The organism is Vibrio algarum (genome assembly GCF_028204155.1).
GTDB lineage: Bacteria > Pseudomonadota > Gammaproteobacteria > Enterobacterales > Vibrionaceae > Vibrio > Vibrio algarum.
Window position 1 is genome coordinate 1,528,221 of the sequence record NZ_JAQLOI010000001.1, and the last position, 22,598, is coordinate 1,550,818.

Here is a 22,598-nt window from a genome sequence, read left to right on the forward strand (position 1 = left end):
ATTGTCTGTAAGATTCGCCTAATCAAACGCAAAGGAACCACCGAAATGGAATTGACTAAACTAGGTAACAGTGACGTTATGGTGTCACGGGTATGTCTAGGCAGCATGACTTGGGGGCTGCAAAACAATCAGCAAGAAGCCAACCAGCAAATAGAATATGCAATAAGCCAAGGCATCAATTTTATCGACACAGCTGAAATGTACGCGGTTCCCCCGTCTCCAGATACCTATGGTAAAACAGAGACGATTATAGGTAATTGGCTTGCAGAAAACCCACATCGTCGAAAAGATCTTATTATTGCAACCAAGATAGCTGGTGCTGGTTTGCCTTGGGTACGTGAAGGTGCTCCTATTACGGGAGACGCTGTTGTAGCGGCTGTTGATGCGTCTTTAAAGCGCTTGCAAACGGACTATATCGACCTATATCAGTTGCATTGGCCTAACCGTACTTCTCCTCATTTTGGTAAACACCACCCAAATAAAATTAGTTTCAGTGAGTTTAATGCCAGAGAGCAAGAAACAAATATGCTCGATATACTGCACGGATTAGCGAAGTGCATCAAGGCGGGGAAAATTCGTCATTGCGGCCTTTCAGACGATACACCGTGGGGTATCAACACTTACTTGAAACTTAGTGAAAAATACGATCTACCTCGTATGGTCTCAATACAAAATGAGTTTAATCTTCTTCACACAAAAGATTGGCCTTACTTGATTGAAAATTGCGTTCATGAAGAGGTAGCGTATTTGCCTTGGTCTCCATTATCGGGAGGTATGCTAAGTGGAAAATATTTAGATGGAAAGCGCCCAGAAGGCAGCCGTTGGACATTTATGCAACGTAATGGCATTTTTCGCGATACACCTATGGCTAATAGCGCGATTAGAGCGTATATGGACATTGCTGATAACCACGGTTTTACAGCCAGTCAGCTCGCTCTTGCTTGGTGTGACCAAGTGGATGGTGTAACCTCAACCATTATTGGTGCGACCACACTTGATCAGCTAAAAGAGAACATCATCGCATTTTCTAGGCCGTTAAATGCAGATGCATTAGCAAGCATAAATGAGGTGTTGAAAACCTATCCAGCACCTTATTAAGTGATATTTAAATGGGCGATTAACTGTGATTTTTTGCCTAAGTGCTATAAACACCAATAAGAAAAGTGCGCTGATAGGGATGCTTCCACCACTTGATGAAGATGTCGACACGTCAGAGTCTGTTTCCTCCGAATCAGACTCGTCACTGCTATCGGAGCTATAGGTATCTCGTTGATCTTCTGTCACTGTGTAGTCGGGGGTTATTTCACCGGCGAGAACCTCTGTTATCCAATCATCATAATCTGATACTTCGGTAAAAACGGAAGTATCGTTAGTTGATGCGTTGTAGCAATTCGTCCACCCATAACTTGTAATACCAGCTTGGACGTATTTAGAGTTGTTGTCATCGTACCAATATAAAGGCCCACCAGAATCACCGGAACAGGTGGAATTGTTTACGCCTGTGGTTGTGTCAGTTTCTCCTGACATACAAAGTTGCGAACTACTGACATTGCTAAAACTACAATCAGCGGCAGAACTATAAGTCAGTGTGGTTTGAAGCAGCTCTTCACCGTCTCCGGTTTCGGTTAAACCATGGCCAACGGCGTAAAATGTTTCGGTTGTGTCACTATAACGATAGTTATCTGAATTCGTTGCCGTTGCGCGCGAGACATAGTCATCGTCACTGATATTCATGGCTTCAGCCAGTTTGATAATCGCAATATCATTTGGCCATGATGTAGCGTCGGTGTAGGACGAATCGTCATAGCCACTGTGTACGTAGAACTCAGATGCTCTAATTATTTCAACCGTCCCATCGGTAAATTGATCTTCATTTTCCATTTGGGGGACAACCGATGTATAGACCAAGTATTCTTCGTTTAATGATCCCTCTCCGTCATACAAACAGTGCGCTGCGGTAAGTACATGCTCACTATCAAGAATTGATGCGCCACAATAAAGCCCATATAGGCCAGTGTAATCGATGGCGTCGTAGTAAAGGCTGGCGATAGAAGGCCAATCTCCATCAGTGCCCGTTGTTGCTGTGTCGCCATTATAAATATAAGTGGAAATATCCGCAGAAACAGAAGGTGGTGTATTAAGAAAAACCAAGGTACATACCAGAATGGTTTTGAAGACTAATTTACTCATGCTTATAAAGGTGGCCTTGAATTGAACATATCAATCAAAATTATGAATAGTAAATGTGATGCAAATTTGGAGGACGAGAAAATGTCTATTTTTTGTATCGACACAACGTATCCACGCTTTAGTTTTAAAGATGGGCATCTCTCTAAGGAGGCTAACTATCGGTTTTTTTCAGCTCTTATACCTTCTTAACGATGCGGTCTGCGTCATGTTCTTATACAATCTAGCTAGAAATAATATTGATCTTATTACAGGGTTTGTAATGCCTCTAGTTTTGTTGGTTTGTTTACTCTTTTCAACCTCGGTATTTGCTGCTAATTCAGAGCAAGAGTGGGGGATAGCAGGTGTGATCCGTTCAGCGACGGTTCCCTTCATTAACGAACATGGTGATGACTATGTTAACTCTTTTGTCCCTATGCTTTTTTTCCAAGGGGAAACCTTTTATCTAGATGGATTAGAAGGTGGAGCAAAACTCTATACGCACCCTGAATTAGATTACAATGTTTTTGCCTTATTGCGATCTCGATTTGTCGACATACCTCGATTTTTACAAAATGAAGCCGGAGGAGACAGTGCGGACTTTGGCTTTCAAGTACAGGTGCCAACGAATGACCACTGGGATATTGAAGTGGAATTAATGAGTGATAGTGATTATTACCTTCATTCGAACCTAGTGTTTTCAGGTGATTATACATTTGGTGATTGGCAATTAGAGCCTCAAATTACGTTTAGATTAAAAAGCCAGGAATTCAATTCTCAATACTATGCTTTTGAGTCAGTAACCGGAGAGTCGATTAATGGTGGTTTAGACGTAACAGCAACAGTAAGGGGGAAGTACCATGTTGTTTCTAATCTCTATTTATTGGGTAGCGTAGGTGCAACGTATCTAGATAGTAGCGCATACGATGCGGCTGTTATCGATGAACGATGGCAAGGCGAAGTATATGCGGGTATTGCCTTTTTTAATGATAAAAACACACCAAAGCGTGAGTCACTTTCCATCTCTCCTTATCTCAGACTTGCGTATGGATGGGCGACGCCGTCTAACATGGGAGACATTCTCTTCGGCTTCGAGAGTGAAAAAGATGAAAATGAAGGGACGTTGAGTTCTATTTTTTACGGTTATCCGTTAACCGATGAATTGTTTGGGCTCGATTTTGATATCTACCTAACACCCGGCCTAGTGCATCACTGGACAACGGATGCTCAAGGTGCGAGTACAGAATATGTAGTGGCAATCAAAGCATATTACACGTTAGATTGGCCAACAAAATGGCGTATTGGTGTTGCGGAAGGACTTTCATACATCGATAGAATTACTTATGTGGAAGGAAAAAGCATGACATATAAAGGCTATGAACCAAGCCAGCTTCTTAATTATTTGGATGTTTCGTTTGATGTGAACCTTGGAGATCTTTTCAGCAAAAGAGATTGGAATAATCTGTGGTTAGGGTATTCGCTGCATCATCGCTCAGCAATATTTGAATCTTCTTCTCAGTTTGGTCGAATCAAGGGTGGCAGCAACTACAATACGGTTTATTTACAAGTCGATTTCTAATCTTAAACCTTTTATTGGTTTGTCGTGACCACCCGATTGTAAGGTAGCGGTAAACCTGTCTGTGTGAATTCAAATATATTGAAGTGGAACGTCAATATATTGCGTTATTCAATCTTGTATAACAAAACTATACTGCTTCTATAGGTTTTATAGCTAGCGATGCGAAAAGGCAGCCTTGCTACATCTTGACGAGGTATTCGATGATCACACTCAGACAGTCACAAGACAGAGGTAACGCTAATCATGGTTGGCTCGACACTAAGCATTCCTTCTCTTTTGCGAACTATTACGACCCCCAACATATGGGGTTTTCAGCGCTCAGAGTTATTAATGATGACCGAATAAAACCTAACTCAGGTTTTGATACTCATGGTCACCGAGATATGGAAATTATTACATTTGTGCTCAGTGGTTCTATTCAACACAAGGATAGTGAAGGCAATGTTAAGGTTCTCACCGCTGGAGAGTTCCAATTAATGTCGGCTGGTAGCGGTATATACCACAGTGAATTTAATGCCTCTCAAACAGAGGAGTTACAGTTACTACAAATTTGGATTGAACCCAATACCTTTGGCAACGAACCTGAGTATCAACAAAAATCTTTCGGCACGAATGCTGGGCTAACAGCTATTGCTTCACCAACAGGGCAAGAAGGCTCGTTTTCTATAAAACAAGATGCTTCCCTGTATCAACTGGTACTTGAACCAGGCTCTGAAATGAACGTTGAAATTGGGATGGGCAGAAAAATGTATGTACATCATATTGCAGGAGAATTGTCAGTTGATAGCTATGCTCTTAGTCCAGGAGATGGTGCCAAGATAGAGTTGACCGACAAGGTAATGTTTTCAAATAACAGCACTACTAACGTGATAGCACTCGTGTTTGATCTGCCATAATTGGTTTAGTGTATTGATGAATATACAAAGTGTAGGTGAGGAGTAAGGTATGGGATTACTTGTTGATGGTGTTTGGCATGACCAATGGTATGAAACCAAACAAAATAGCGGAAAATTTAAAAGAGAAGAAGCGCAACTACGTAACTGGATTACTGAAAGCGGTTCTCCCGGTCCTACAGGCGAAGGCGGTTTTAAGGCAGAGTCTGGTCGATATCATCTATATGTCTCGCTTGCTTGTCCTTGGGCCCATCGTACCCTTATTTTAAGAGAAATTAAGGGGTTGAAGCCACATGTATCTGTTTCGGTTGTTAGTCCTGATATGCTAAGTAAAGGTTGGACTTTTGATCTGGAAAATCACAGCACAGGTGATGAGCTGTTTAATTCGGATTATTTATATCAAGTTTATACTCGAAATAATCCAAACTATACCGGTCGAGTTACCGTTCCTATCCTATGGGATAAAAAGTTGAATCGCATCGTTAGTAATGAATCATCTGAGATTGTTCGAATGTTAAATTCTGCTTTTAATACGTTGACAGGTAATTATATCGATTTCTATCCCTTAGAGAAACAGAATCAAATCGATGAAATAAATGAGCGAGTTTATCATTCGATCAATAATGGTGTTTATAAAGCGGGCTTTGCAACAACTCAGGAGGCATACCAAGAGGCTTATGAAGCGCTTTTTGGCGCACTAGATGAAATAGAAAACCTTTTGGGCCAGCAGCGTTACTTGGTAGGGAATGAAATTACTGAGGCAGATTGGCGTTTGTTTACTACCCTAATACGTTTTGACTGTGTCTATTTTGGTCATTTCAAGTGCAATAGACAGCAAATAGAACAGTATCCGAATCTATCTCATTACGTAAGAGACTTATACCAATACAAAGGTGTTGCGCATACCGTCGATTTTTATCATATCAAACGTCATTATTATTATAGCCACACAATGATCAATCCGACTCAAGTAGTACCGCAAGGGCCTGAATTGAATTACATGCTTCCGCATTCGCGAGCTCAATAGATAGCGGAATCAAGCGCACACTATTTTTATAAATGATTATAAAAATAGCAATTTTTAACAAGGATGTCGGCCTACAGGTTACTATTTGAATAATAAAGAAAATAGTGAGCATTTAGATTTTTTGACGTTGTTTTAGCACGATCATCGCGATTAGTTTCATACAATGATCCGATTCAAAGGCCTTACTGGCTAAATTTTCGAATTGGAGTATCTATGAATAACCAGGCTGTAAAAGTCGCAAAGGAAGCGCAGCCGACAGGTATGGATCGATTTCTCAATTTTATTGAGCGTACTGGTAACAAAATACCAGATCCGGCCATCTTGTTTTTTTGGGCATTAATTACAGTTTGGGTTTGTTCTGCCATCCTTGCTAACGTTTCTTTTGATTTGGTTAACCCGAGAACAGGTGAAGCACTTCAGGTGACCAACCTACTTACTGGGGAATCATTAGCGCATTTTTTGGCTAATATGGTGACGACGTTTACCAGTTTCGCCCCGCTGGGTATTGTATTGGTGGCGATGTTAGGTGTAGGCGTTGCAGACTCTTCCGGCTTTATTACTACTGGCTTGAAGAAGATGTTGAACTTCACTCCAGCCAAACTACTGACACCTATGTTGATTTTGGTGGCCATAGTGTCACACACTGCAGCAGACGCGGGTTATGTATTGGTTATCCCGTTAGGGGGCATAATCTTCCATGCCGCTGGCCGACATCCGTTAGCTGGTATTGCTGCTGCATTTGCGGGTGTGTCAGGCGGTTTCTCCGCTAACTTTATACCTTCTGGTATTGACCCATTGTTGGCAGGTTTTACTCAAACTTCAGCGCAAGTACTTGATGCAAGTTACCTAGTTAACCCATTAGCGAATATCTTCTTTACGGGTTTATCTTCCGTTCTGATTGTTGGTATTGGTTGGTACGTTACGGAAAAAATCATTGAACCAAGATTGACGTCTACGAAAGTAGATGAAGATGCAGAAGAGGCTCCTGATCTTGCGTCATTTTCTGTGACAGAATCTCGTGCATTTAAATGGGCTGGATGGGCGATGGTTGCAGGAATCGCCTTGCTTGTTTTTGCTATTCTTCCAGAAAATTCAGCATTAAGATCACCTGACGGTGAGATTACGTCTTTTTCTGCACCACTAATGAAATCGATTGTGCCACTGATTTTCATTTTATTTGTCATACCAGGGATTGTATACGGGCGAGTTGCAGGAACATTTAAAAGTAGCAATGATGTAATTAAGGCTATGTCAGACACCATGGGTACTATGGGTGCATACATTGTAATGTCATTTTTCTGTGCCCAGTTTTTAGCTGCATTTGGTCAATCAAATATCGGCACCATGCTGGCACTATATGGCGCAGAAGGGCTAAAAGCGTTGAACTTGCCTGGACAGGCTACGATTGTCGGTATGATATTACTTACCGCGTTAGTTAACCTCCTAGTCGGTTCTGCTTCAGCTAAATGGGCATTAATTGGTCCAGTGCTTGTCCCTATGTTGATGGCGGTAGGTATTGCACCAGAGTTATCCCAAGCGGCTTATCGTGTAGGTGATTCAGTGTCGAATATTATCTCTCCACTTATGGTTTTCTTCCCGTTAGTTGTTGTGTATTGCCAGCGCTATGTTAAATCGACAGGTATCGGAACCTTAGCGTCTTTGATGATGCCATATTCAATAGCCATGTTGATTGGTTGGACAATTTTCTTACTGGCTTATTGGGCCTTAGGTATCCCACTGGGTATTCAGGCTCCTTATACTTATTCCATGTAAGAAGCTGTTTCTATGGTCATACGGGATCTCTGATTTCGGGAAAGTAGATAATAAAAAACCAGTAGATGCTTGTTCTACTGGTTTTTTTGTTCGAAAAACCGAATACTGACATTATGTGATCATATTACATAATGTCAGTATTCGGTTTAAGTGTCTCGCTAGGTGCGAGTAGAAGCAACTGGTACCGTAGCGATAACATTGTCACCGCATGAGATAATGACTTGTTTCATAGCAGGTACTAATGTCTCTAATGTATACTCGATTTTAGTTGGTGAAATAACCTGTATTGAAGCGCCTTCACTGTTGTTTTCCGTTGTTAATTTTAAACGTAGGCTTGGAGGATTAGCTCGGTCCATTGGACCTTGTTTCCACATTACTTGATAAGCCGGTGAGGGTAGGTCAACTTCGCCACTTACGCTTAACTTGTATTTTTCGTCAGTACCTTCTAGTGAAGCAATACTCGCTTGCCAATCTCTTGTGTCGTAGATAGAGCACTCTTCAGTTTTTTGGGTGGTAGGAGCGTCTGAAACACTTTCAGCGTTCATATTCTGGCAACCAGCAAGGGCAATTATTGCCGCAGTCGTTAATATGTTTTTCATTGTTCTCCTTGAAATAAACACTTAAGTTTTTTGAACTCTAAAGTGTTAATACTAGTACGTTATCTCAGATAAGTTGACTTCATTTATCTACATTTTTTGTTATGGTATAGCTAAGATAGCGAAACGTAAATCCTAATGTGAATATCTAATGCTTGGTGGGCACTGTATTCAATTTATGTATATGGAGATTCAAATAAATGAAATCATTAGAGATGCCTACTAGTGTCGTTGATGTTGATTGGCTGCAAAGAAACTTCAACCAACCCGATTTACTCGTGCTAGATGCGAGTTGGTTCATGCCAGGTATAGAGAGGAATGGACAATCGGAATGGCAGCTAGAACGCATACCCGGAGCTGTATATTTCGATTTTGACACTTTGATTTGTGATATGGAATCGGATTTGCCCCACATGATGCCAACCGCAGACTACTTTTCAAAGCAGGTAGGATTACTTGGTATTGCAAACGATAGAAAAATCGTTGTTTATGACAGCCACGGGCTGTTCTCTGCGCCACGAGTTTGGTGGATGTTTAAAGCGATGGGACACAAAGATGTGGCGGTTTTAAATGGCGGGCTACCCGCCTGGAAAGCGGCAAATGCACCGATAGAAAATAGTGAACCATTGCCTCTACCTGTTTGTCATTATCAAGCGAAAGAGTGTCCAGAGTGGTTGATAGATATTGATACGCTTCATACTAAGACACATCTTCCAGAGGTGGCGATCATTGACGCTCGACCGGCAGAACGATTCCATGGACAACAAGCCGAACCAAGGGAAAACGTGAGAAGTGGGCATATTCCAAGTTCAAAAAATCTTCCGTTCCCTAGCTTGATAGAAAATGGTCATTTAAAACCAGTTGAAGATCTTAAAAGGATGTTTGCAGAAATCTGTGATGATTCCCAGTCTCTTATTTTTAGTTGTGGTTCTGGGGTTACGGCGTGTGTCCTCGCTTTAGCGGCAAATCATTGCGCTAAAGATAATTTGTCTGTGTATGATGGTTCTTGGACTGAATGGGGATCTCGCCACGATTTCCCAATCGAATAATAACCTTGAATTTAGATTTGTTACCCTCTCTATTTTTTTCTAGATTGAGTCAGAGAATAGAGAGGGTGAGGTTGGTTTATACATCAAATAGATATAGATATTCTTCGTAACCTTGCTCGGCCATCGCCTCTACTGGTACAAATCTCATTGATGCAGAATTCATGCAGTACCTAAGCCCTGTAGGTGCTGGGCCATCTTTAAATACGTGACCTAGATGAGAATCACCAAATCGACTTCTTACTTCGGTTCTTGGATAAATCAATTTGAAATCAGTGGTAGTGACAACGTAACTATCAGATAGTGGTTTGGTGAAGCTTGGCCAACCAGTACCGGATTTATATTTATCTGTCGAAGAAAATAGCGGTTCACCTGTCACGATATCTACATATATGCCTTCTTGTTTGTTGTCCCAATAAGGGTTATCAAATGGGCGTTCAGTGGCGTCGTTTTGGGTCACGTCATACTGAAGTGAAGTTAAGTTTTTACGTATTTCGGCGTCTGAAGGTTTGCTGTATTGTTTTACATTCGCGGCCTGTTTTTTTCCATCAATAAGCTGACGTAAAGTCACTGGGTTCTCTTGTCTATCTTCGCCAAATTGCTTATCTAGGTACTGATCTCGACCAGAAGCATAGCGATAGTAGTTGTAACGAACCTTACTCTTTTTGTAATAATCTTGGTGGTACTCTTCTGCGGGGAAAAACACAGTGTATTCAATTAGTTCGGTAGCGATAGGTTTTGAATATATTTCAGCTTTGTCTACTTCGTTAATAAACTGCTCTGCCACCGCTTTTTGCTCTGGCGTATGGTAAAAAATAGCGGGTCGATATTGAGGTCCACGATCGACAAACGACCCTTGGTTATCGGTTGGGTCCATATGTCTAAATAGGTGGTCGATGATTTGTTCATAACTCAAGATATCGGCATCGTAAGTAACTTGAATAACCTCGATATGACCGGATTTACCTGAAGAAACTTGTTTATAGGTAGGATTTTCCTGATGCCCACCTGCGTAGCCTGAAACAACGTCCGTTACCCCGTCAAGCTTTTCAAAATCAGATTCTGTACACCAAAAACAACCACCGGCAAGTGTGGCTATTTGGCTGTTCTTGGCCATTGGTTTATTGCTTTCCGCATTGGCCGAATTTTCCGGCATCATAATCAGCACAAGAGCTGGCAGTATCATTGCGAAAGATAGCAACCACTTTGATAATCGCTTCATGTCTTTCCCTTTAGGTTTTCATTGAGTTTATGTAGAGATATAGAAAGGGTAAAGGGAGAATTTCTTTCAAAGAAAATGGATTTTATTGTTGAGAGTAGGAATAGTGTCGGAGCGGCAAATCCAATAGAGCTTGGTAGCAAGTAAAGAAGAATGGCTTAATCATAGGGTTACCTAGATAAAGCCATTCAAATTATGGATTAAAGCTGGCTATATTTAATAGCGATTTGAGCACCTAAACGAGCGTTGTTCAGTACCAGTTGGATATTTGAATCTAAGCTGTTTCCTCCGGTCAGTTCGCATACGCGAGCAAGCAAGAATGGTGTAGATTCTTTACCAAAAATACCTTGTTCATCAGCTTCGGCAAGTGCTGTGTCAACAGCGTTGGTGATAGCTTTAGTTGGCATTGCATATTCAACCGGTATTGGGTTGGCGATAACAGCCCCACCATTTAAGTTCATCTCCCATTTCGCTTTCAACGCTAATGCAATTTGATCGGGAGTATCGAGTCGGTAATCAATACTATGCTCACTCTCACGAGTGTAAAATGCCGGAAGGCTGTCAGTTTGATAACCGATAACTGGCACACCTTGAGTCTCAAGGTATTCACGTGTAAGGGCAAGGTCAAGAATTGATTTTGCACCAGCACAAATAACAGCAACGTCGGTGTTTGCTAATTCTTGTAAATCCGCAGAGATATCCATGGTTTGCTGAGCGCCGCGGTGAACACCACCAATACCACCAGTTGCAAAAATTTTAATACCAGCCATATTTGCCAGAATCATAGTTGCGGCAACCGTTGTTGCGCCATCTTTTTTCCCAGCGACGACAAATGGGATATCACGGCGACTCACTTTAGTGACGGCTGGTCCCGCTTTGCCTAAATATGTTATCTGCTCTTCGGTAAGACCTACCTTTAGGCGACCTTCAATAATAGCGATAGTTGCAGGAACAGCACCTTGTTCACGAATAGTGTTCTCAACCAGTAGTGCCGTTTCAACGTTACGAGGAAATGGCATGCCATGAGATATGATCGTTGATTCTAGGGCAACAACAGGTTGATTGTTGGCTAGCGCTTGTGCAACTTCTGGTTGGATATCAAGGTATTTCTCTAACATGTGGTGTTTTCCTCTAATAAACGTTGGACCGCTTTTTCAGACATCGTTGAATTAATAGTATTATCGGCAATCAGTGCTAATCGAGCTGCACCAAGTGCAAATTTGACAGTGTCATTCCACTGCCATTGATTTAGGTATCCATGTGCTAGGCCTGCCATTAGTGCATCACCAGCACCGGTTACATTATTAACCTGTGTTTGTGAAGGCGGAATAAATATCGCACCTTCATTGGAACTCGAATAAGCTCCTTTACTGCCTAAGCTTATCAGTAGTTGATCCACGCCTTTGTTGTGTAAGGCTTGTGCGATTTTCTCTAAATCACTTTGTTGCTTGAATGCGATACCCGACAGTAATTCCGCTTCCATGAGATTCGGTTTTAGAGTGTGAATTTTGTCTAAAAATGGAAGTAACTTAGGTGCTTTGACGGACGAGACAGGGTCGACAAAAATATCGATATCGCTGTGTACATGAAATAGATACTCAAGTGCACCGTGGCTTAAATTAGCATCAAGAACAATAGCGGTTGATCTTGCTATTGCACCTTCTCGTTGCGCCAGTTGCTCTGCGTTAAGTCTATCGATGAGCTTCATATCGTTAAGTGCGAGTTGCATTTCGCCATCAGGCCCGTGAATCGACAGGTAACTGCTCGACGTTGCGCCTGTTACGGTTAAACAGTGCTCAACACCTACCCCTGCTTCACGGCAGGCGGACTTTAGCTGTTCTCCCCAGTTATCATCGCCCATTGCGCCAATAAACTGCACGGCACTCCCTAAACGGCTGAGATTATCAGCGATGTTTCGAGCTACACCACCGGCGCTACTAGTCAGTTGACCGGGGTTAGAATCACCGTGAATTAGAGCCGCAGTCGAGCGACCGCAAAGATCCATATTTGCACCCCCGATAACCGTCGCGTAACGGTTGGGTGCAATGATGTAACCTTTACCTTGTATAAAGCCTTTTTTGGTTAAGTTCATTATATGCCCAGCGACTGCACTTCGGCTTAAAGTGAGTTTATCCGCTAAGACTTGCTGTGCGATCATGGGTTCTTTTCGCAATATATTTAGAATCTGTTGTTCTCTTTCAGTCATAAACAAATGTCCGCTAACCAAACTTATGTTTGCACAATAAAGTGGAATGCACATAAATAAAAATGGAAAAGCCAACCGTTTGCGTTGGATCACAAATTAACGTTTAAAAGAGAAAGGGTAATAGCTAAATGGAGCGATTGATTTATTAAAATCAGTGGATAGACAGGGGGAATAAATTGGTTACCCTCAGATAGGAGAGGGTGACCAATGATAAGTTATGATTATGCAGACAAAGCTTCGTCCTCTAAGTTAGACATTTGTGCCTCTGACGAATTAAGATATTTGTTTAGAGTATCGATCTCTACTTGAGTGAATTTAAGCCCTAGCTTGCTTCTGCGCCACAGAATGTCTTCAACGCTTACAGCCCACTCTTCAGACACTAAGTAATCAACTTCAGCCTGATACAAACCATGTCCGAAATGTACCCCAAGCTCTTCAATACTTGTTTTTTGTTTCAGTATTGCCACAGAAAGTGTGCCATAAGCTTTAACAAAGCGTTTAGCAATACTGACGTCTAACCATGGATACTGGGTGAATAGTATTCGTTGCAAGGCATCTCTATCGGTGAAATCGCCTCCGGGTAATATGGCTGTTTTGGTCCATGCTTCACTCATTTCAGGGAAGAAAGGGGCAATTTGATCAACAGCTGCTTGACCAAGTTTTCGGTAAGTCGTGAGTTTTCCACCAAATATAGAGAGCAACGGTGCACTGGGTAATTGCTCATCTAACTCAATTGTGTAATCTCGCGTCACTGCTTGGGCGTCTGATGATTCATCTTCACACAGTGGACGAACCCCTGACCATGTTGAAATAACATCTTTAGGGGAAACGGGTTTAACAAAATGTTGATTCACTATATCGCATAGGTAGTTGATTTCGTCTTGGTCTATAGCGACTTTCGAGGGGTCTCCGGTATATTCAACATCGGTAGTGCCAATAACGGAATAGTCATCGAGGTAAGGCAGAACAAATACAATTCGGTTGTCTTCGTTTTGTAAAATGAACGCGTGCTCTTCTTGGTACATTTTCGGCACGATGATATGGCTACCTTTCACCAGTCTAATTCCGCGAGGTGAGGTCATCTTTAATTGAGAGTCGAAGAACTTATCAACCCATGGACCTGCGGCATTGACTAGCGCTTTGGCTTTGGCCTCTGTGATTTTCCCAGTAATGGTATCTTTTATCTTTACTCTCCATCCTTCTTCGCTGCGCGTAGCTCCAATGCATTTGGATCTAGTATGTATTTTAGCCCCTTTTTGTTGAGCTAATTTGGCATTAATTACCACTAGTCGAGCATCATCAACAGCGCAGTCTGAATACTCGAAGCCTTTCTTCATTTGTGGAAGTAAAGGACCGTTGGAAGCAAATTTCAATCCATGGCTAGCAGGCAAAGACACGCGTTTTCCGATATTGTCATAAAGAAATAAGCCAATACGAATCATCCAAGCAGGACGTAAATGTGGGCGGTGTGGAAGCTGAAAACGCAAAGGTGCAACAAGGTGTGGGGCGTTATTCAATAACACTTCTCGTTCAGCTAGTGCTTCGCTGACTAAACGGAACTCGTAATGCTCTAGATAGCGGAGTCCTCCATGAATCAGTTTACTGCTAGCGGATGAGGTCGCTGATGCGAGATCGTTCATTTCAAATAAGGCGACATCTAACCCTCGACCTGCGGCATCACTGGCTACTGCAACTCCATTGATACCACCACCAATGACAATTAAGTCATATACGTTTTCTACTTTTTCCATTGCGCTAACTCTTTTATTGTTCGTACGAGCATTTGTATGTATATAAAAGCACATTACTGGCAATAAATCGAACATTATTGGCCGTTGTAATGTTAATTTATTTTTACAAGATTGGATTAAATAGCGTGATTTGGGTGTGATAATAACGTGAACACTTGTTTTTTATACGTTTATTGTTGCTTTTTTGTTGCAGGAGAGGGCGCTTTGTTCGAACGAGCTTTTGTCGCGTTTGATTAAGAGCATTGATAGCGTAATAGAAAATGGCAGGGAGAACATTATTAGTATTAGGCGCCGGGTGTGATTACGGCACCTGTATTTCAGTTATCGACGTGAGCTTTATACTCTAGCCAAAGATTTTGTCGAATGGTAAATAAATTAAGTTGCCGGCTATGAGTAGGACTTGGCTGACAAAGGTAAGCACCATACCTCTTTTTCTGTTATCAAAATTCTCATTGAGGATGCCCGTGCCGTGCAGAATGCGACCAATTAATAAGACTAATCCACACACATGTAGTAAATAGATATTTCCGCCATTCAGTTCCAACAAAATCATTAAAATGAGTGAGATAGGAATTGTTTCTGTAGCGTTTCCGTGCGCAGAACGCGCTATTTGTAGTTCTTTAACTCCGCCATCAGCGTAAGCTATTTTTCCGGTTCGACGTTGCTTGATTACCTGTACAGTCAACCACATGAGTAACAGCATAAGTAAAGATGCATAGAGAGCAGTGATCATTATTGTTTCCATTATGTTGGTTTGTTATGTGAAGCTAGAATAAAGTACTTTGATTCTCATTTCTCTTTTTTTAAAAGCTGTGGGAAATAGGCAATGCCATTCGGTTAAGGTTATCTAAACCTCCGCAGAGAGAGCGGTAATGACGATGAAAGCACTGGAGTGGCTAGGTGCTTAAGTAGTACCACACAGCATTTACACCTTTAAACACCTTCTCGATAATGCTTCGGTGCAACCTTAAAGTATTTACTAAATTGGTTCGAGAACTCATATTGAGATGCGTATCCTAGTTCTGAAGCGATCACTGAAATGCGCTTTTTGGACGCTCTTAACAGCCGGCAGGCTTCGTCCATTCGTTTTCTGATCAAATACTCTCTAGGTGAGACGCCCATATGTTTTTTAAATGTTTTGCGAAATTTTTCGTATCCCCAGCCTTTGTTACTGCAGTACTCTTTTAGGTCAAATCGAGTGGCGTAACGAACCTCAAAATCGGTGAGACTCTCGGTTATCATATCGTTTGGAATGTTTACTTCGTCTTGAGAGGTCAATAAGGTTCGTATGATGCTAAGAAAGCGTAAATAGGCGTCAAAAACCTCTTCTTCGTTGGCGTTTTGTAGCTGAGCCATCAGAGATTCAATATCTGATTTGATACCAGGACAGACTGCATTGTCGTAAACAGCAATATCTTTGTTAATTAAAGACATACTGCTTAGGTGTTCATATAGTTCCTCGTTACAGTCTAAATAATATTCTTGCCAGTCACTGTTTGGTGTAACGACGGTTGTATGCATAACCTTTGGCCGGCGCTGAAAAATGGAGCCTGGAGATAACAAGTGACGTTTACCGTTTTCGTCTGTATAGCTTCCCGTTCCTCTGATGACATAAACCAAAGAAAAAAATGGAAATTTAACATTGATGTGCTCTGTTTCGACACCCGGTTTATGAATGTATCCGCAACCAATCCAATTTTGAGACGCCCCTAAAGTACGTGAGTAGTTAAGTGGGGAATTGATATTAGCGCACTCTTTTGCCAAAAGTTCACTTTCAAATAGCATTTCTTTCGAGTGAAACTTATGTGAGTTTTTTCTACCATTGATATCATCCATAAGAAGTTATGTCGTTGCCATTTAACGTATCTATTATACCAAAGATGACATTTTGTTTTGTGAGGAGGCTTATATAATAGCTATCAACAACTGATTGAGGAGAGTTGACTATGAACCAACTAACAAAACAAAACCCATGCAATTCAAGTGCCCCTTGTGCCAATAAGCATATCAATTTATCCAATAAGCATATCAATATGAATGGGAATAAGAGTTTAGGAGTTGATGCTGTCCACATGGGAATAACATCTGCCATGTTAGCTAAGTCGATTTATGGGTCATTTCGTGATCGCGGAATTGAGCTCTATCTTCTCATCGTACCGCTCATGTTAGTGGCACTGTTTTTATAGGGTTGGTCCCCGTTTAGGATGCTAGTTTAGCATCCTCTTTTTTTGTTGTGCGATAAATACAAGAGCAATGCCCCCCAATATGCACATGGTCGACAGAGCAATATTAAAGGAGAGTGGCTCTCCTACTAAGATAACTCCACCAAGCAAGGCAATGCCAGGAACAGAGAGTTGAACTATTGAAGCGGTAAGCACAGTCAGTTGCCTCAATGCCATATACCAAATGACATAGCCGAGTGCTGAGGTAAAAATGCCAGAACAGACAGCTAACATTAACCCTGTTCGCGAGATAGTTTCTATACTCAATAGCCATGGCAACATGAGTAGAGCCAAAAGCGCGCTACCAACAAACCCCTGAGTGGTTGATTGTAAGGGTTTACCAGAAACCTTCCCTTGTAAGGTAAAGATGGCCCAACAAACTCCAGAAAGTGCCATAAGTAGAGCAGATAGAGGATCTGGTCTAGTGGCAGATGGTAAAAGTAAAATTAGAAATCCACTTACAGCCACACCAATACCTAACCATTCAAATCCGATAATTCGGTTTCCTTTGTACGCGTACGTTGCCAGCATACTCAATTGTACGACGCCAAATAAAATGAGAGCACCAGTCCCTGTCCCCAGTTCAATATAAGCTAACGAGAAAAAGAGTGCATAGAAGAGCAGAGAAATAGACAAAACGAGAACCGATTTCCTGTTGAAGGATGCGGTTACCAGATTGGAGCGATTATATATAATCGTGATGATAAGAAGCGTTGTCGCACCTGACAAAATTCGAATAAGAGTGAAAGAACCAGCATCTATGTAACCTTCCAGTAAGGCGACCCGACATAAAATAGAATTGGCGGCGAAAGCGAGCATTGCAATGAAAGTAAGTAAAAAGGTTTTCACGTTAACCACATTTAGATAAATAGTTGAGCTATTGTGGCGTGTTTTTATTGCCTAATCTAGTTGAAGGGGTTCCTATATATACTGTTTGATTATATGAATTACGTTTCAACTTGATTCAGCAATAAGGGCAATATATGTTTTGCTTTTATTGGCTTGTGATACCAAAACCCTTGCGCTAAGTCACTACCAAGACGATGACAAAATTTGGCTTGTTGTTCTGTTTCTATGCCTTCAGCCACAATCACAAGGTCGAGATGATGGCCCACATCGATGATCGCTTTTAATACCGCTTCATCTCTAGGATCGTTTGGAGCTTCGGTAACAAATGCTCTATCAATTTTTAGATTATTAATAGGAAATTGACGTAAGTAACTGAGTGAAGAGTAGCCTGTTCCAAAGTCGTCAATGGATATTTCAACCCCTGCTTTTTTAAGTCGTTCGAGTTTCACCATTAATTCAGAGTTCGCTTCGATTAATGCGTGTTCCGTTAACTCAATACCAAGGTTCTTTGGTTGCAAACCAAACTCGTTGAGCGTGTCATATAGTATTGAGAAAAAACGGTTATGCTCTAACTGTTTGCCTGAAACATTGATATCTATTCGAATGCCTTCAATGCCTTGATTTTTCCATTGTGCTATCTGTTTACACGCACTTCTAAGCACCCATTCGCCAATCCTTACAATTAGGTCCGACCGCTCAGCGATAGGAATGAAAATATCTGGGGTTGTTCCGATTGAGGGTGGTTTGGGATCCCACCTAAGGAGTGCCTCGCAAGAAACAATTTTATTATTGCTAAGATCAACCTGAGGTTGATAGACCAGATGAAACTCGTCTAGTTCGAGAGAATGTCTCAAGTTAGAAGCGATTTCTCTTTGGAACTGGAGAAGATCATGGATGGATTGGTCAAAAAAATGATGTCGATTTCGACCATCTTTCTTCGCTTTGTACATGGCAGCATCAGAATACTTAAGTAGTTGGTCAGTATGATCACCATCTTTAGGAAATAGGCTGATACCAATACTCGCAGTGACATAAATTTCTTGCTCAAAAACGGTATAGGTTTGTTCGAACTCAGACATAACCTTCTGAACAACGTATTCCACATCGCTGCTGTCTCGGATATTGGGAAGTATTATTAGAAATTCGTCGCTACCAAACCGAGAGAGTGTATCGTATTTTCTTAATTTTGGTTTTAGTCTATGTGCAATTTCTATCAATAGTCGATCACCGGCGTTGTGGCCCATGGTGTCGTTTATCTCTTTAAATAGGTCAATATCGATAAATAGTACAGCCAGTTTTTGGTTGAATCGTCTTGCTTCGTTTAGTCGGTGAGATAATTCTTTTTCAAAGTATCGTCGGTTGGGTAGGCCAGTTAAACTGTCTGTTGTAGCAATTCGCTGTAGTTCGAGTTTCGCTTGATGTTGCTCTGTAAGATCAACATCAACACAGAACATTTCTGGGTTTTCTGATCCTTGTTTCAGCATTACGTGAGTAGAGTATACGATGACGTGATTACCATCTTTACGTTTGAGTTGTAATTCACCTGCGGGAATCGGGATACCTTGCTCTATCCAAGCATGATGCAAATCTATTACCGTTTGTTTCATTTCAGAGGGGATGATGAGGTTTTCTAGCGTTTGTCCGAAGGCTTCTTTTTTAGTGTAACCGTATATTTTACAACTAGCCTCATTCCAGTAAATAACCTTTCTATTTTTATCATAACCCTGCACGGCCACTTTAGGCATTGACTCAATAAGTTGTAAAAAACGAGATTCATTTGGTTCATATGTACCCGTAGACTGGTTACTCAAAATTAATCTCCACTTTGTAAACGATCATTTTAAAATACTATCTAGATGCCCGGATATCATCTTTAACTTTATGAAATTATGAGTTAAATGCAAGTGCTCAAAAATTTTCAAAGTGTTTTTTTTAAAATTATGTTTTCGCTCAATGAAAGGTTAGCTAAATTTATCTCATAAAATTAGCTAGATATAATGATAGTTTTAATTCTAGCGCTGATAGGGGTACTACCAAAGGATGAGAGATGAAGGTAAAAGTTATCCTTAAAAAAACGAAACTGTGATCTATCTTTAATAGGCTTCTCATATAACGAGTAATAAGAACAATACTCGCTACCTATCAAGTAACAGATAAAGATAATTAATTTACAGAAAATAAATATTATTTAGCGTATATCTCTTTTTTCTAATTTAAGCGGATAAATACACTCAGTAATTGACCATGACCACAAATTTAAATTGCAAGCAGGTCTATAGTAAAAGTCCTAATAAGTAGAAATTTAACTAGTGAGAAGCAAATTCGTAGGTTTCACAATGGACCGCACGTTAGACATATTTGATTGATACAACTGTGATGCCGCTTTCGTTTTTACCCAACAATAAGGTAGAACCACATGAGCAACTCGTTAAAGGATATGACCCTGCCACCTGACCTGACCATTAAAAAAGGGTCTGGCCCCGTACGTACCCAGTTTCCCATCTACTCTAATTCTTTACCACCTTGTAACCATGCATGTCCTACCGGCAGCAATATTCAAAAATGGCTATCCTTAGCGCAAGAGAAACGATTCGAAGAGGCTTTTCAAGAGTTGGTACTGAATAACCCTCTCCCTGCTATTCATGGTCGTGTCTGTTATCACCCCTGTGAGACGGCGTGTAATCGAACCGATGTTGATCAACCGGTAAGCATCCACGCAGTGGAACGCTACTTAGGTGATTTAGCTATCGAGCAAAAATGGCCAGTTCGTTTTGAGGCTAAATCTACTGGAAAAAGGGTTTTGGTCGTGGGTGCAGGACCAAGTGGATTGGCAACGGCATATCACTTAAAACGGTTCGGTCATGATGTCGAAATTCACGAAGCTGGTCCTATGGCCGGTGGCATGATGCATTTTGGTATACCTGCTTATCGGTTACCTCGCGAAGTGTTGAATCAAGAGATTGCTAGAATTCAAGGCATGGGTATTGATATTGTTCTAAATAGTAAGGTGGATGACCTGTTAGCGGCAAAAGTTCAGGGCCAATTTGACGCGGTATTCTTAGCCATTGGTGCGCATGTCGGTCGTGGGATAGATATTCCGAGTGATGACCCAGGAGTAGCGATAGACGCCGTTACTTATCTGCGAAATATTGAAATGGGTGATGCTCCTAAACTCGGTAAACGAGTTGCGGTTTATGGTGGAGGCAATACAGCAATGGATGCTGCTCGCACTGCTAAGCGCATGGGAGCCGAAGTAATGATTATTTATCGTCGTAACCGTGATTTGATGCCCGCTCATGATTTTGAATGTGTCGAAGCCATGGAAGAAGGTATTAAGTTTCATTGGTTGCGAACAATTAACAGTATTGAGGGTTCCACTTTTACGCTAGAAAAAATGAGTATTGTTGATGGACGACCTAAGCCAACAGGGGAATACGAAAATATTGAAGCTGACTCGCTTATTCTTGCCCTTGGGCAAAACATCGATACTAAATTAACGCGAAATGTACCCGGAGTACAGCACAAGGAAGACGGCACTGTTATTGTTAATGAACAGATGATGACAGGCTACCCAGGGCTCTTTGCTGGTGGCGATATGGTACCAAGTGACCGAACCGTAACGATAGCGGTTGGGCATGGAAAGAAGGCTGCGGCCCATATAAATGGCTTCCTTTGCGGACGAGCATTTTCTAAAGCATCAAAACAGCCGCTGATTAAGTATGACCAGTTGCACCTCTGGTACAAAACCGACGCAGATAAACGTGAACAAACGGCAATGGCACCAGAAGTGCGCACGACTACTTTTGAAGAAGTGGTTGGCGGGTTAACACCTGAACAAGCTCTTTTTGAAGCGCAGCGCTGCTATTCTTGCGGTAACTGCTTTGAATGTGATGGTTGCTTAGGGGCTTGTCCGTATGGCGCGATAACCTCAAATGGGAAAGATAAAGGTTATTCAGTAAATTACGATAAATGCACAGGTTGCGAGGCATGCTACAACCAATGTCCTTGTCATGCTATTGAAATGGTTGCAGCTGAAGTAGGAGGCGTCAAATGAATGGTTTTAATCATGTAATGCATACCTGTGATGGTAATGAAGCCACAGCCCATGTCGCATACCGTGTCAGTGAGGTCTGTGCTATTTATCCTATTACACCTTCTTCTACTATGGCTGAATTTGCCGACCAATGGGCGTCTGAAGATAGACGTAATCTTTGGGGTAATATCCCATTAATCGCTGAAATGCAGAGTGAGGGGGGCAGCTGGCACCGTTCATGGTTCGTTGCAAAGTGGGGCTTTAACGACCACGTTTACAGCGTCTCAAGGGTTGCTATTAATGTTACCCAACATGTATAAAATTGCTGGTGAACTAACACCAGCAGTCTTCCATGTGGCCGCACGCTCACTTGCTGCGCAAGGATTATCTATATTCGGTGACCATCAAGATATTATGGCTGCCCGTGGTACTGGCTTTGCGCTTTTGGCCGCATCGTCTGTACAAGAAGCTCACGATATGGCGCTTATCGCCCATACGGCTACATTATCTGCTCGTATTCCCTTTATTCATTTCTTTGACGGTTTTCGTACATCTCATGAAGTGAACAAGATCAATCTGATCTCCGATGAAGTAGTCAGAGAAATGGTTTCAGATCAACTTGTACGTGAGCATAGGCAAAGAGGGCTTAGCCCAGATACTCCTTTTATTAGAGGAACAGCGCAAAATCCAGATGTCTACTTTCAAGCCAGAGAAACAGTAAACCCGTACTATGCAGCGACTCCAAATATTGTACAAACATACATGGATAAGTTTGCTGAGTTAACGGGACGTCATTATAAACTGATAGAGTTTTATGGCGCTCAAGATGCAGAGCATGTTGTGATTGCTATGGGATCAGGTGTTGAAACGTTGATTGAAACCGTTGAACACCTAGTTAAAAATGGCGAGAAAGTAGGGGTGTTAAAAGTACGTCTATACCGCCCTCTGTCTACGAAACACCTTTTAGATGAATTACCAGACAGTGTAACAACCATTACGGTTTTGGACCGAACCAAAGAACCAAGTGCAACGGCTGATCCGCTCTATCAAGATATAATTACCGCGTTGATGGAAGATGATAGCAAATATAACGCTATGCCTCAGGTTCTGGCTGGACGTTATGGACTGTCGAGTAAAGAGTTTACTCCAGCGATGGCTAAAGCGGTGTTTGACAATGGTAGTGGTAAGAAAAAAGGCACTTTACAGTTGGCATAATTGATGATGTCGGCTTATCGCAT

At 41.6% G+C, this 22,598-nt stretch carries 19 protein-coding genes and 1 pseudogene; 10 read left to right on the forward strand and 10 right to left on the reverse strand.

Annotation, left to right across the window (positions count from 1 at the left end; genetic code table 11):
- Positions 1–105: 105 nt before the first annotated feature.
- A complete protein-coding gene (locus PGX00_RS07415) occupies positions 106–1,098 on the forward strand; it encodes an aldo/keto reductase (RefSeq protein ID WP_272137975.1) in 993 nt (330 codons plus the stop codon).
- On the opposite strand, the gene PGX00_RS07420 is transcribed toward PGX00_RS07415, so the two are convergent.
- The gene (locus tag PGX00_RS07420; protein ID WP_272134129.1) at positions 1,051–2,190 is read right to left on the reverse strand and encodes a S1 family peptidase; all 1,140 of its coding nucleotides are present in this window, start codon (positions 2,188–2,190) and stop codon (positions 1,051–1,053) included. The two genes, PGX00_RS07415 and PGX00_RS07420, sit on opposite strands and share 48 nt — an antisense overlap.
- A 259-nt stretch (positions 2,191–2,449) precedes the next feature.
- Here PGX00_RS07420 and PGX00_RS07425 point away from each other — a divergent pair, with 259 nt between their 5' ends.
- The 4 genes from PGX00_RS07425 (at position 2,450) to PGX00_RS07440 (ending at position 7,438) form a co-directional block, all read left to right on the forward strand.
- Positions 2,450–3,745 (forward strand): MipA/OmpV family protein, encoded by a 1,296-nt coding sequence (locus PGX00_RS07425; protein ID WP_322107871.1) that lies wholly within the window; start codon positions 2,450–2,452, stop codon positions 3,743–3,745.
- A gap of 200 nt (positions 3,746–3,945) precedes the next feature.
- A complete protein-coding gene (locus PGX00_RS07430; protein ID WP_272134132.1) occupies positions 3,946–4,641 on the forward strand; it encodes a pirin family protein in 696 nt (231 codons plus the stop codon).
- A gap of 49 nt (positions 4,642–4,690) precedes the next feature.
- The gene (locus PGX00_RS07435) at positions 4,691–5,665 is read left to right on the forward strand and encodes a glutathione S-transferase family protein (RefSeq protein WP_272134134.1); all 975 of its coding nucleotides are present in this window, start codon (positions 4,691–4,693) and stop codon (positions 5,663–5,665) included.
- A gap of 213 nt (positions 5,666–5,878) precedes the next feature.
- Positions 5,879–7,438 carry an AbgT family transporter gene (locus PGX00_RS07440; protein ID WP_272134136.1) on the forward strand — a complete coding sequence of 520 codons (1,560 nt, stop codon included), beginning with the start codon at positions 5,879–5,881 and terminating at the stop codon, positions 7,436–7,438.
- A gap of 158 nt (positions 7,439–7,596) precedes the next feature.
- Here PGX00_RS07440 and PGX00_RS07445 read toward each other — a convergent pair whose 3' ends face one another.
- Positions 7,597–8,037 (reverse strand): hypothetical protein, encoded by a 441-nt coding sequence (locus PGX00_RS07445; RefSeq protein WP_272134137.1) that lies wholly within the window; start codon positions 8,035–8,037, stop codon positions 7,597–7,599.
- A gap of 197 nt (positions 8,038–8,234) precedes the next feature.
- On the opposite strand from PGX00_RS07445, the gene sseA reads away from it, so the two are divergent.
- Positions 8,235–9,083, forward strand: a complete 849-nt coding sequence (gene sseA / locus PGX00_RS07450) for a 3-mercaptopyruvate sulfurtransferase (protein ID WP_272134139.1) — start codon at positions 8,235–8,237, stop codon at positions 9,081–9,083.
- A 76-nt stretch (positions 9,084–9,159) separates the two neighbouring features.
- On the opposite strand, the gene msrB is transcribed toward sseA, so the two are convergent.
- The 6 genes from msrB to PGX00_RS07480 all read right to left on the reverse strand — a co-directional run bounded on the left by msrB (position 9,160) and on the right by PGX00_RS07480 (position 16,092).
- Entirely contained in the window at positions 9,160–10,239 is a 1,080-nt protein-coding gene (gene msrB / locus PGX00_RS07455; protein WP_407702386.1) for a peptide-methionine (R)-S-oxide reductase MsrB, read from the reverse strand.
- Positions 10,240–10,499: 260 nt separating this feature from the next.
- Positions 10,500–11,417 (reverse strand): pseudouridine-5'-phosphate glycosidase, encoded by a 918-nt coding sequence (locus tag PGX00_RS07460; protein WP_272134143.1) that lies wholly within the window; start codon positions 11,415–11,417, stop codon positions 10,500–10,502.
- Complete coding sequence (locus tag PGX00_RS07465; RefSeq protein ID WP_272134146.1) at positions 11,411–12,505, reverse strand: PfkB family carbohydrate kinase; 1,095 nt, start codon at positions 12,503–12,505, stop codon at positions 11,411–11,413. The genes PGX00_RS07460 and PGX00_RS07465 overlap by 7 nt, the downstream gene beginning before the upstream one ends.
- Positions 12,506–12,726: 221 nt before the next feature.
- Positions 12,727–14,256, reverse strand: a complete 1,530-nt coding sequence (gene glpD / locus PGX00_RS07470; protein WP_272134148.1) for a glycerol-3-phosphate dehydrogenase — start codon at positions 14,254–14,256, stop codon at positions 12,727–12,729.
- Between the two features lie 343 nt (positions 14,257–14,599).
- Positions 14,600–14,989: an MAPEG family protein gene (locus PGX00_RS07475; protein ID WP_272134150.1), complete on the reverse strand. Its 390-nt coding sequence runs from the start codon at positions 14,987–14,989 to the stop codon at positions 14,600–14,602.
- A gap of 200 nt (positions 14,990–15,189) precedes the next feature.
- On the reverse strand, positions 15,190–16,092 hold the full coding sequence (locus tag PGX00_RS07480; protein WP_272134152.1) for an AraC family transcriptional regulator: 903 nt from the start codon (positions 16,090–16,092) through the stop codon (positions 15,190–15,192).
- A 110-nt stretch (positions 16,093–16,202) separates the two neighbouring features.
- Here PGX00_RS07480 and PGX00_RS07485 point away from each other — a divergent pair, with 110 nt between their 5' ends.
- The gene (locus PGX00_RS07485) at positions 16,203–16,442 is read left to right on the forward strand and encodes a hypothetical protein (RefSeq protein ID WP_272134154.1); all 240 of its coding nucleotides are present in this window, start codon (positions 16,203–16,205) and stop codon (positions 16,440–16,442) included.
- Between the two features lie 21 nt (positions 16,443–16,463).
- Here the strand turns inward: PGX00_RS07485 and PGX00_RS07490 are convergent, their stop codons facing one another.
- Positions 16,464–17,327 (reverse strand): DMT family transporter, encoded by an 864-nt coding sequence (locus PGX00_RS07490; protein WP_272134156.1) that lies wholly within the window; start codon positions 17,325–17,327, stop codon positions 16,464–16,466.
- A gap of 98 nt (positions 17,328–17,425) precedes the next feature.
- Positions 17,426–19,138: a sensor domain-containing protein gene (locus PGX00_RS07495; RefSeq protein ID WP_272134158.1), complete on the reverse strand. Its 1,713-nt coding sequence runs from the start codon at positions 19,136–19,138 to the stop codon at positions 17,426–17,428.
- A gap of 605 nt (positions 19,139–19,743) precedes the next feature.
- Here PGX00_RS07495 and PGX00_RS07500 point away from each other — a divergent pair.
- From PGX00_RS07500 to PGX00_RS07510, 3 genes and pseudogenes are all read left to right on the forward strand, one after another.
- The gene (locus tag PGX00_RS07500) at positions 19,744–21,381 is read left to right on the forward strand and encodes an NAD(P)-binding protein (protein WP_272134160.1); all 1,638 of its coding nucleotides are present in this window, start codon (positions 19,744–19,746) and stop codon (positions 21,379–21,381) included.
- A 110-nt stretch (positions 21,382–21,491) separates the two neighbouring features.
- Positions 21,492–22,065: pseudogene (locus PGX00_RS07505) on the forward strand (pyruvate:ferredoxin (flavodoxin) oxidoreductase); the annotation flags it as partial.
- 144 nt (positions 22,066–22,209) lie between these two features.
- A complete protein-coding gene (locus tag PGX00_RS07510; RefSeq protein ID WP_272137976.1) occupies positions 22,210–22,575 on the forward strand; it encodes a hypothetical protein in 366 nt (121 codons plus the stop codon).
- Positions 22,576–22,598 lie beyond the last annotated feature (23 nt).

What these genes read in the sequence shown, in the direction of transcription:
- PGX00_RS07485 (WP_272134154.1), top strand. Translation starts at nt 16,203, where the DNA reads ATGAACCAACTAACAAAACAAAACCCATGCAATTCAAGTGCCCCTTGT.
- PGX00_RS07480 (WP_272134152.1), bottom strand. Translation starts at nt 16,092, where the DNA reads ATGGATGATATCAATGGTAGAAAAAACTCACATAAGTTTCACTCGAAA.
- PGX00_RS07500 (WP_272134160.1), top strand. Translation starts at nt 19,744, where the DNA reads ATGAGCAACTCGTTAAAGGATATGACCCTGCCACCTGACCTGACCATT.
- glpD (WP_272134148.1), bottom strand. Translation starts at nt 14,256, where the DNA reads ATGGAAAAAGTAGAAAACGTATATGACTTAATTGTCATTGGTGGTGGT.
- PGX00_RS07465 (WP_272134146.1), bottom strand. Translation starts at nt 12,505, where the DNA reads ATGACTGAAAGAGAACAACAGATTCTAAATATATTGCGAAAAGAACCC.
- PGX00_RS07445 (WP_272134137.1), bottom strand. Translation starts at nt 8,037, where the DNA reads ATGAAAAACATATTAACGACTGCGGCAATAATTGCCCTTGCTGGTTGC.
- PGX00_RS07440 (WP_272134136.1), top strand. Translation starts at nt 5,879, where the DNA reads ATGAATAACCAGGCTGTAAAAGTCGCAAAGGAAGCGCAGCCGACAGGT.
- PGX00_RS07460 (WP_272134143.1), bottom strand. Translation starts at nt 11,417, where the DNA reads ATGTTAGAGAAATACCTTGATATCCAACCAGAAGTTGCACAAGCGCTA.
- PGX00_RS07425 (WP_322107871.1), top strand. Translation starts at nt 2,450, where the DNA reads ATGCCTCTAGTTTTGTTGGTTTGTTTACTCTTTTCAACCTCGGTATTT.
- PGX00_RS07435 (WP_272134134.1), top strand. Translation starts at nt 4,691, where the DNA reads ATGGGATTACTTGTTGATGGTGTTTGGCATGACCAATGGTATGAAACC.
- PGX00_RS07420 (WP_272134129.1), bottom strand. Translation starts at nt 2,190, where the DNA reads ATGAGTAAATTAGTCTTCAAAACCATTCTGGTATGTACCTTGGTTTTT.
- PGX00_RS07415 (WP_272137975.1), top strand. Translation starts at nt 106, where the DNA reads ATGACTTGGGGGCTGCAAAACAATCAGCAAGAAGCCAACCAGCAAATA.
- PGX00_RS07430 (WP_272134132.1), top strand. Translation starts at nt 3,946, where the DNA reads ATGATCACACTCAGACAGTCACAAGACAGAGGTAACGCTAATCATGGT.
- sseA (WP_272134139.1), top strand. Translation starts at nt 8,235, where the DNA reads ATGAAATCATTAGAGATGCCTACTAGTGTCGTTGATGTTGATTGGCTG.
- msrB (WP_407702386.1), bottom strand. Translation starts at nt 10,239, where the DNA reads ATGATGCCGGAAAATTCGGCCAATGCGGAAAGCAATAAACCAATGGCC.
- PGX00_RS07510 (WP_272137976.1), top strand. Translation starts at nt 22,210, where the DNA reads ATGGGATCAGGTGTTGAAACGTTGATTGAAACCGTTGAACACCTAGTT.
- PGX00_RS07475 (WP_272134150.1), bottom strand. Translation starts at nt 14,989, where the DNA reads ATGATCACTGCTCTCTATGCATCTTTACTTATGCTGTTACTCATGTGG.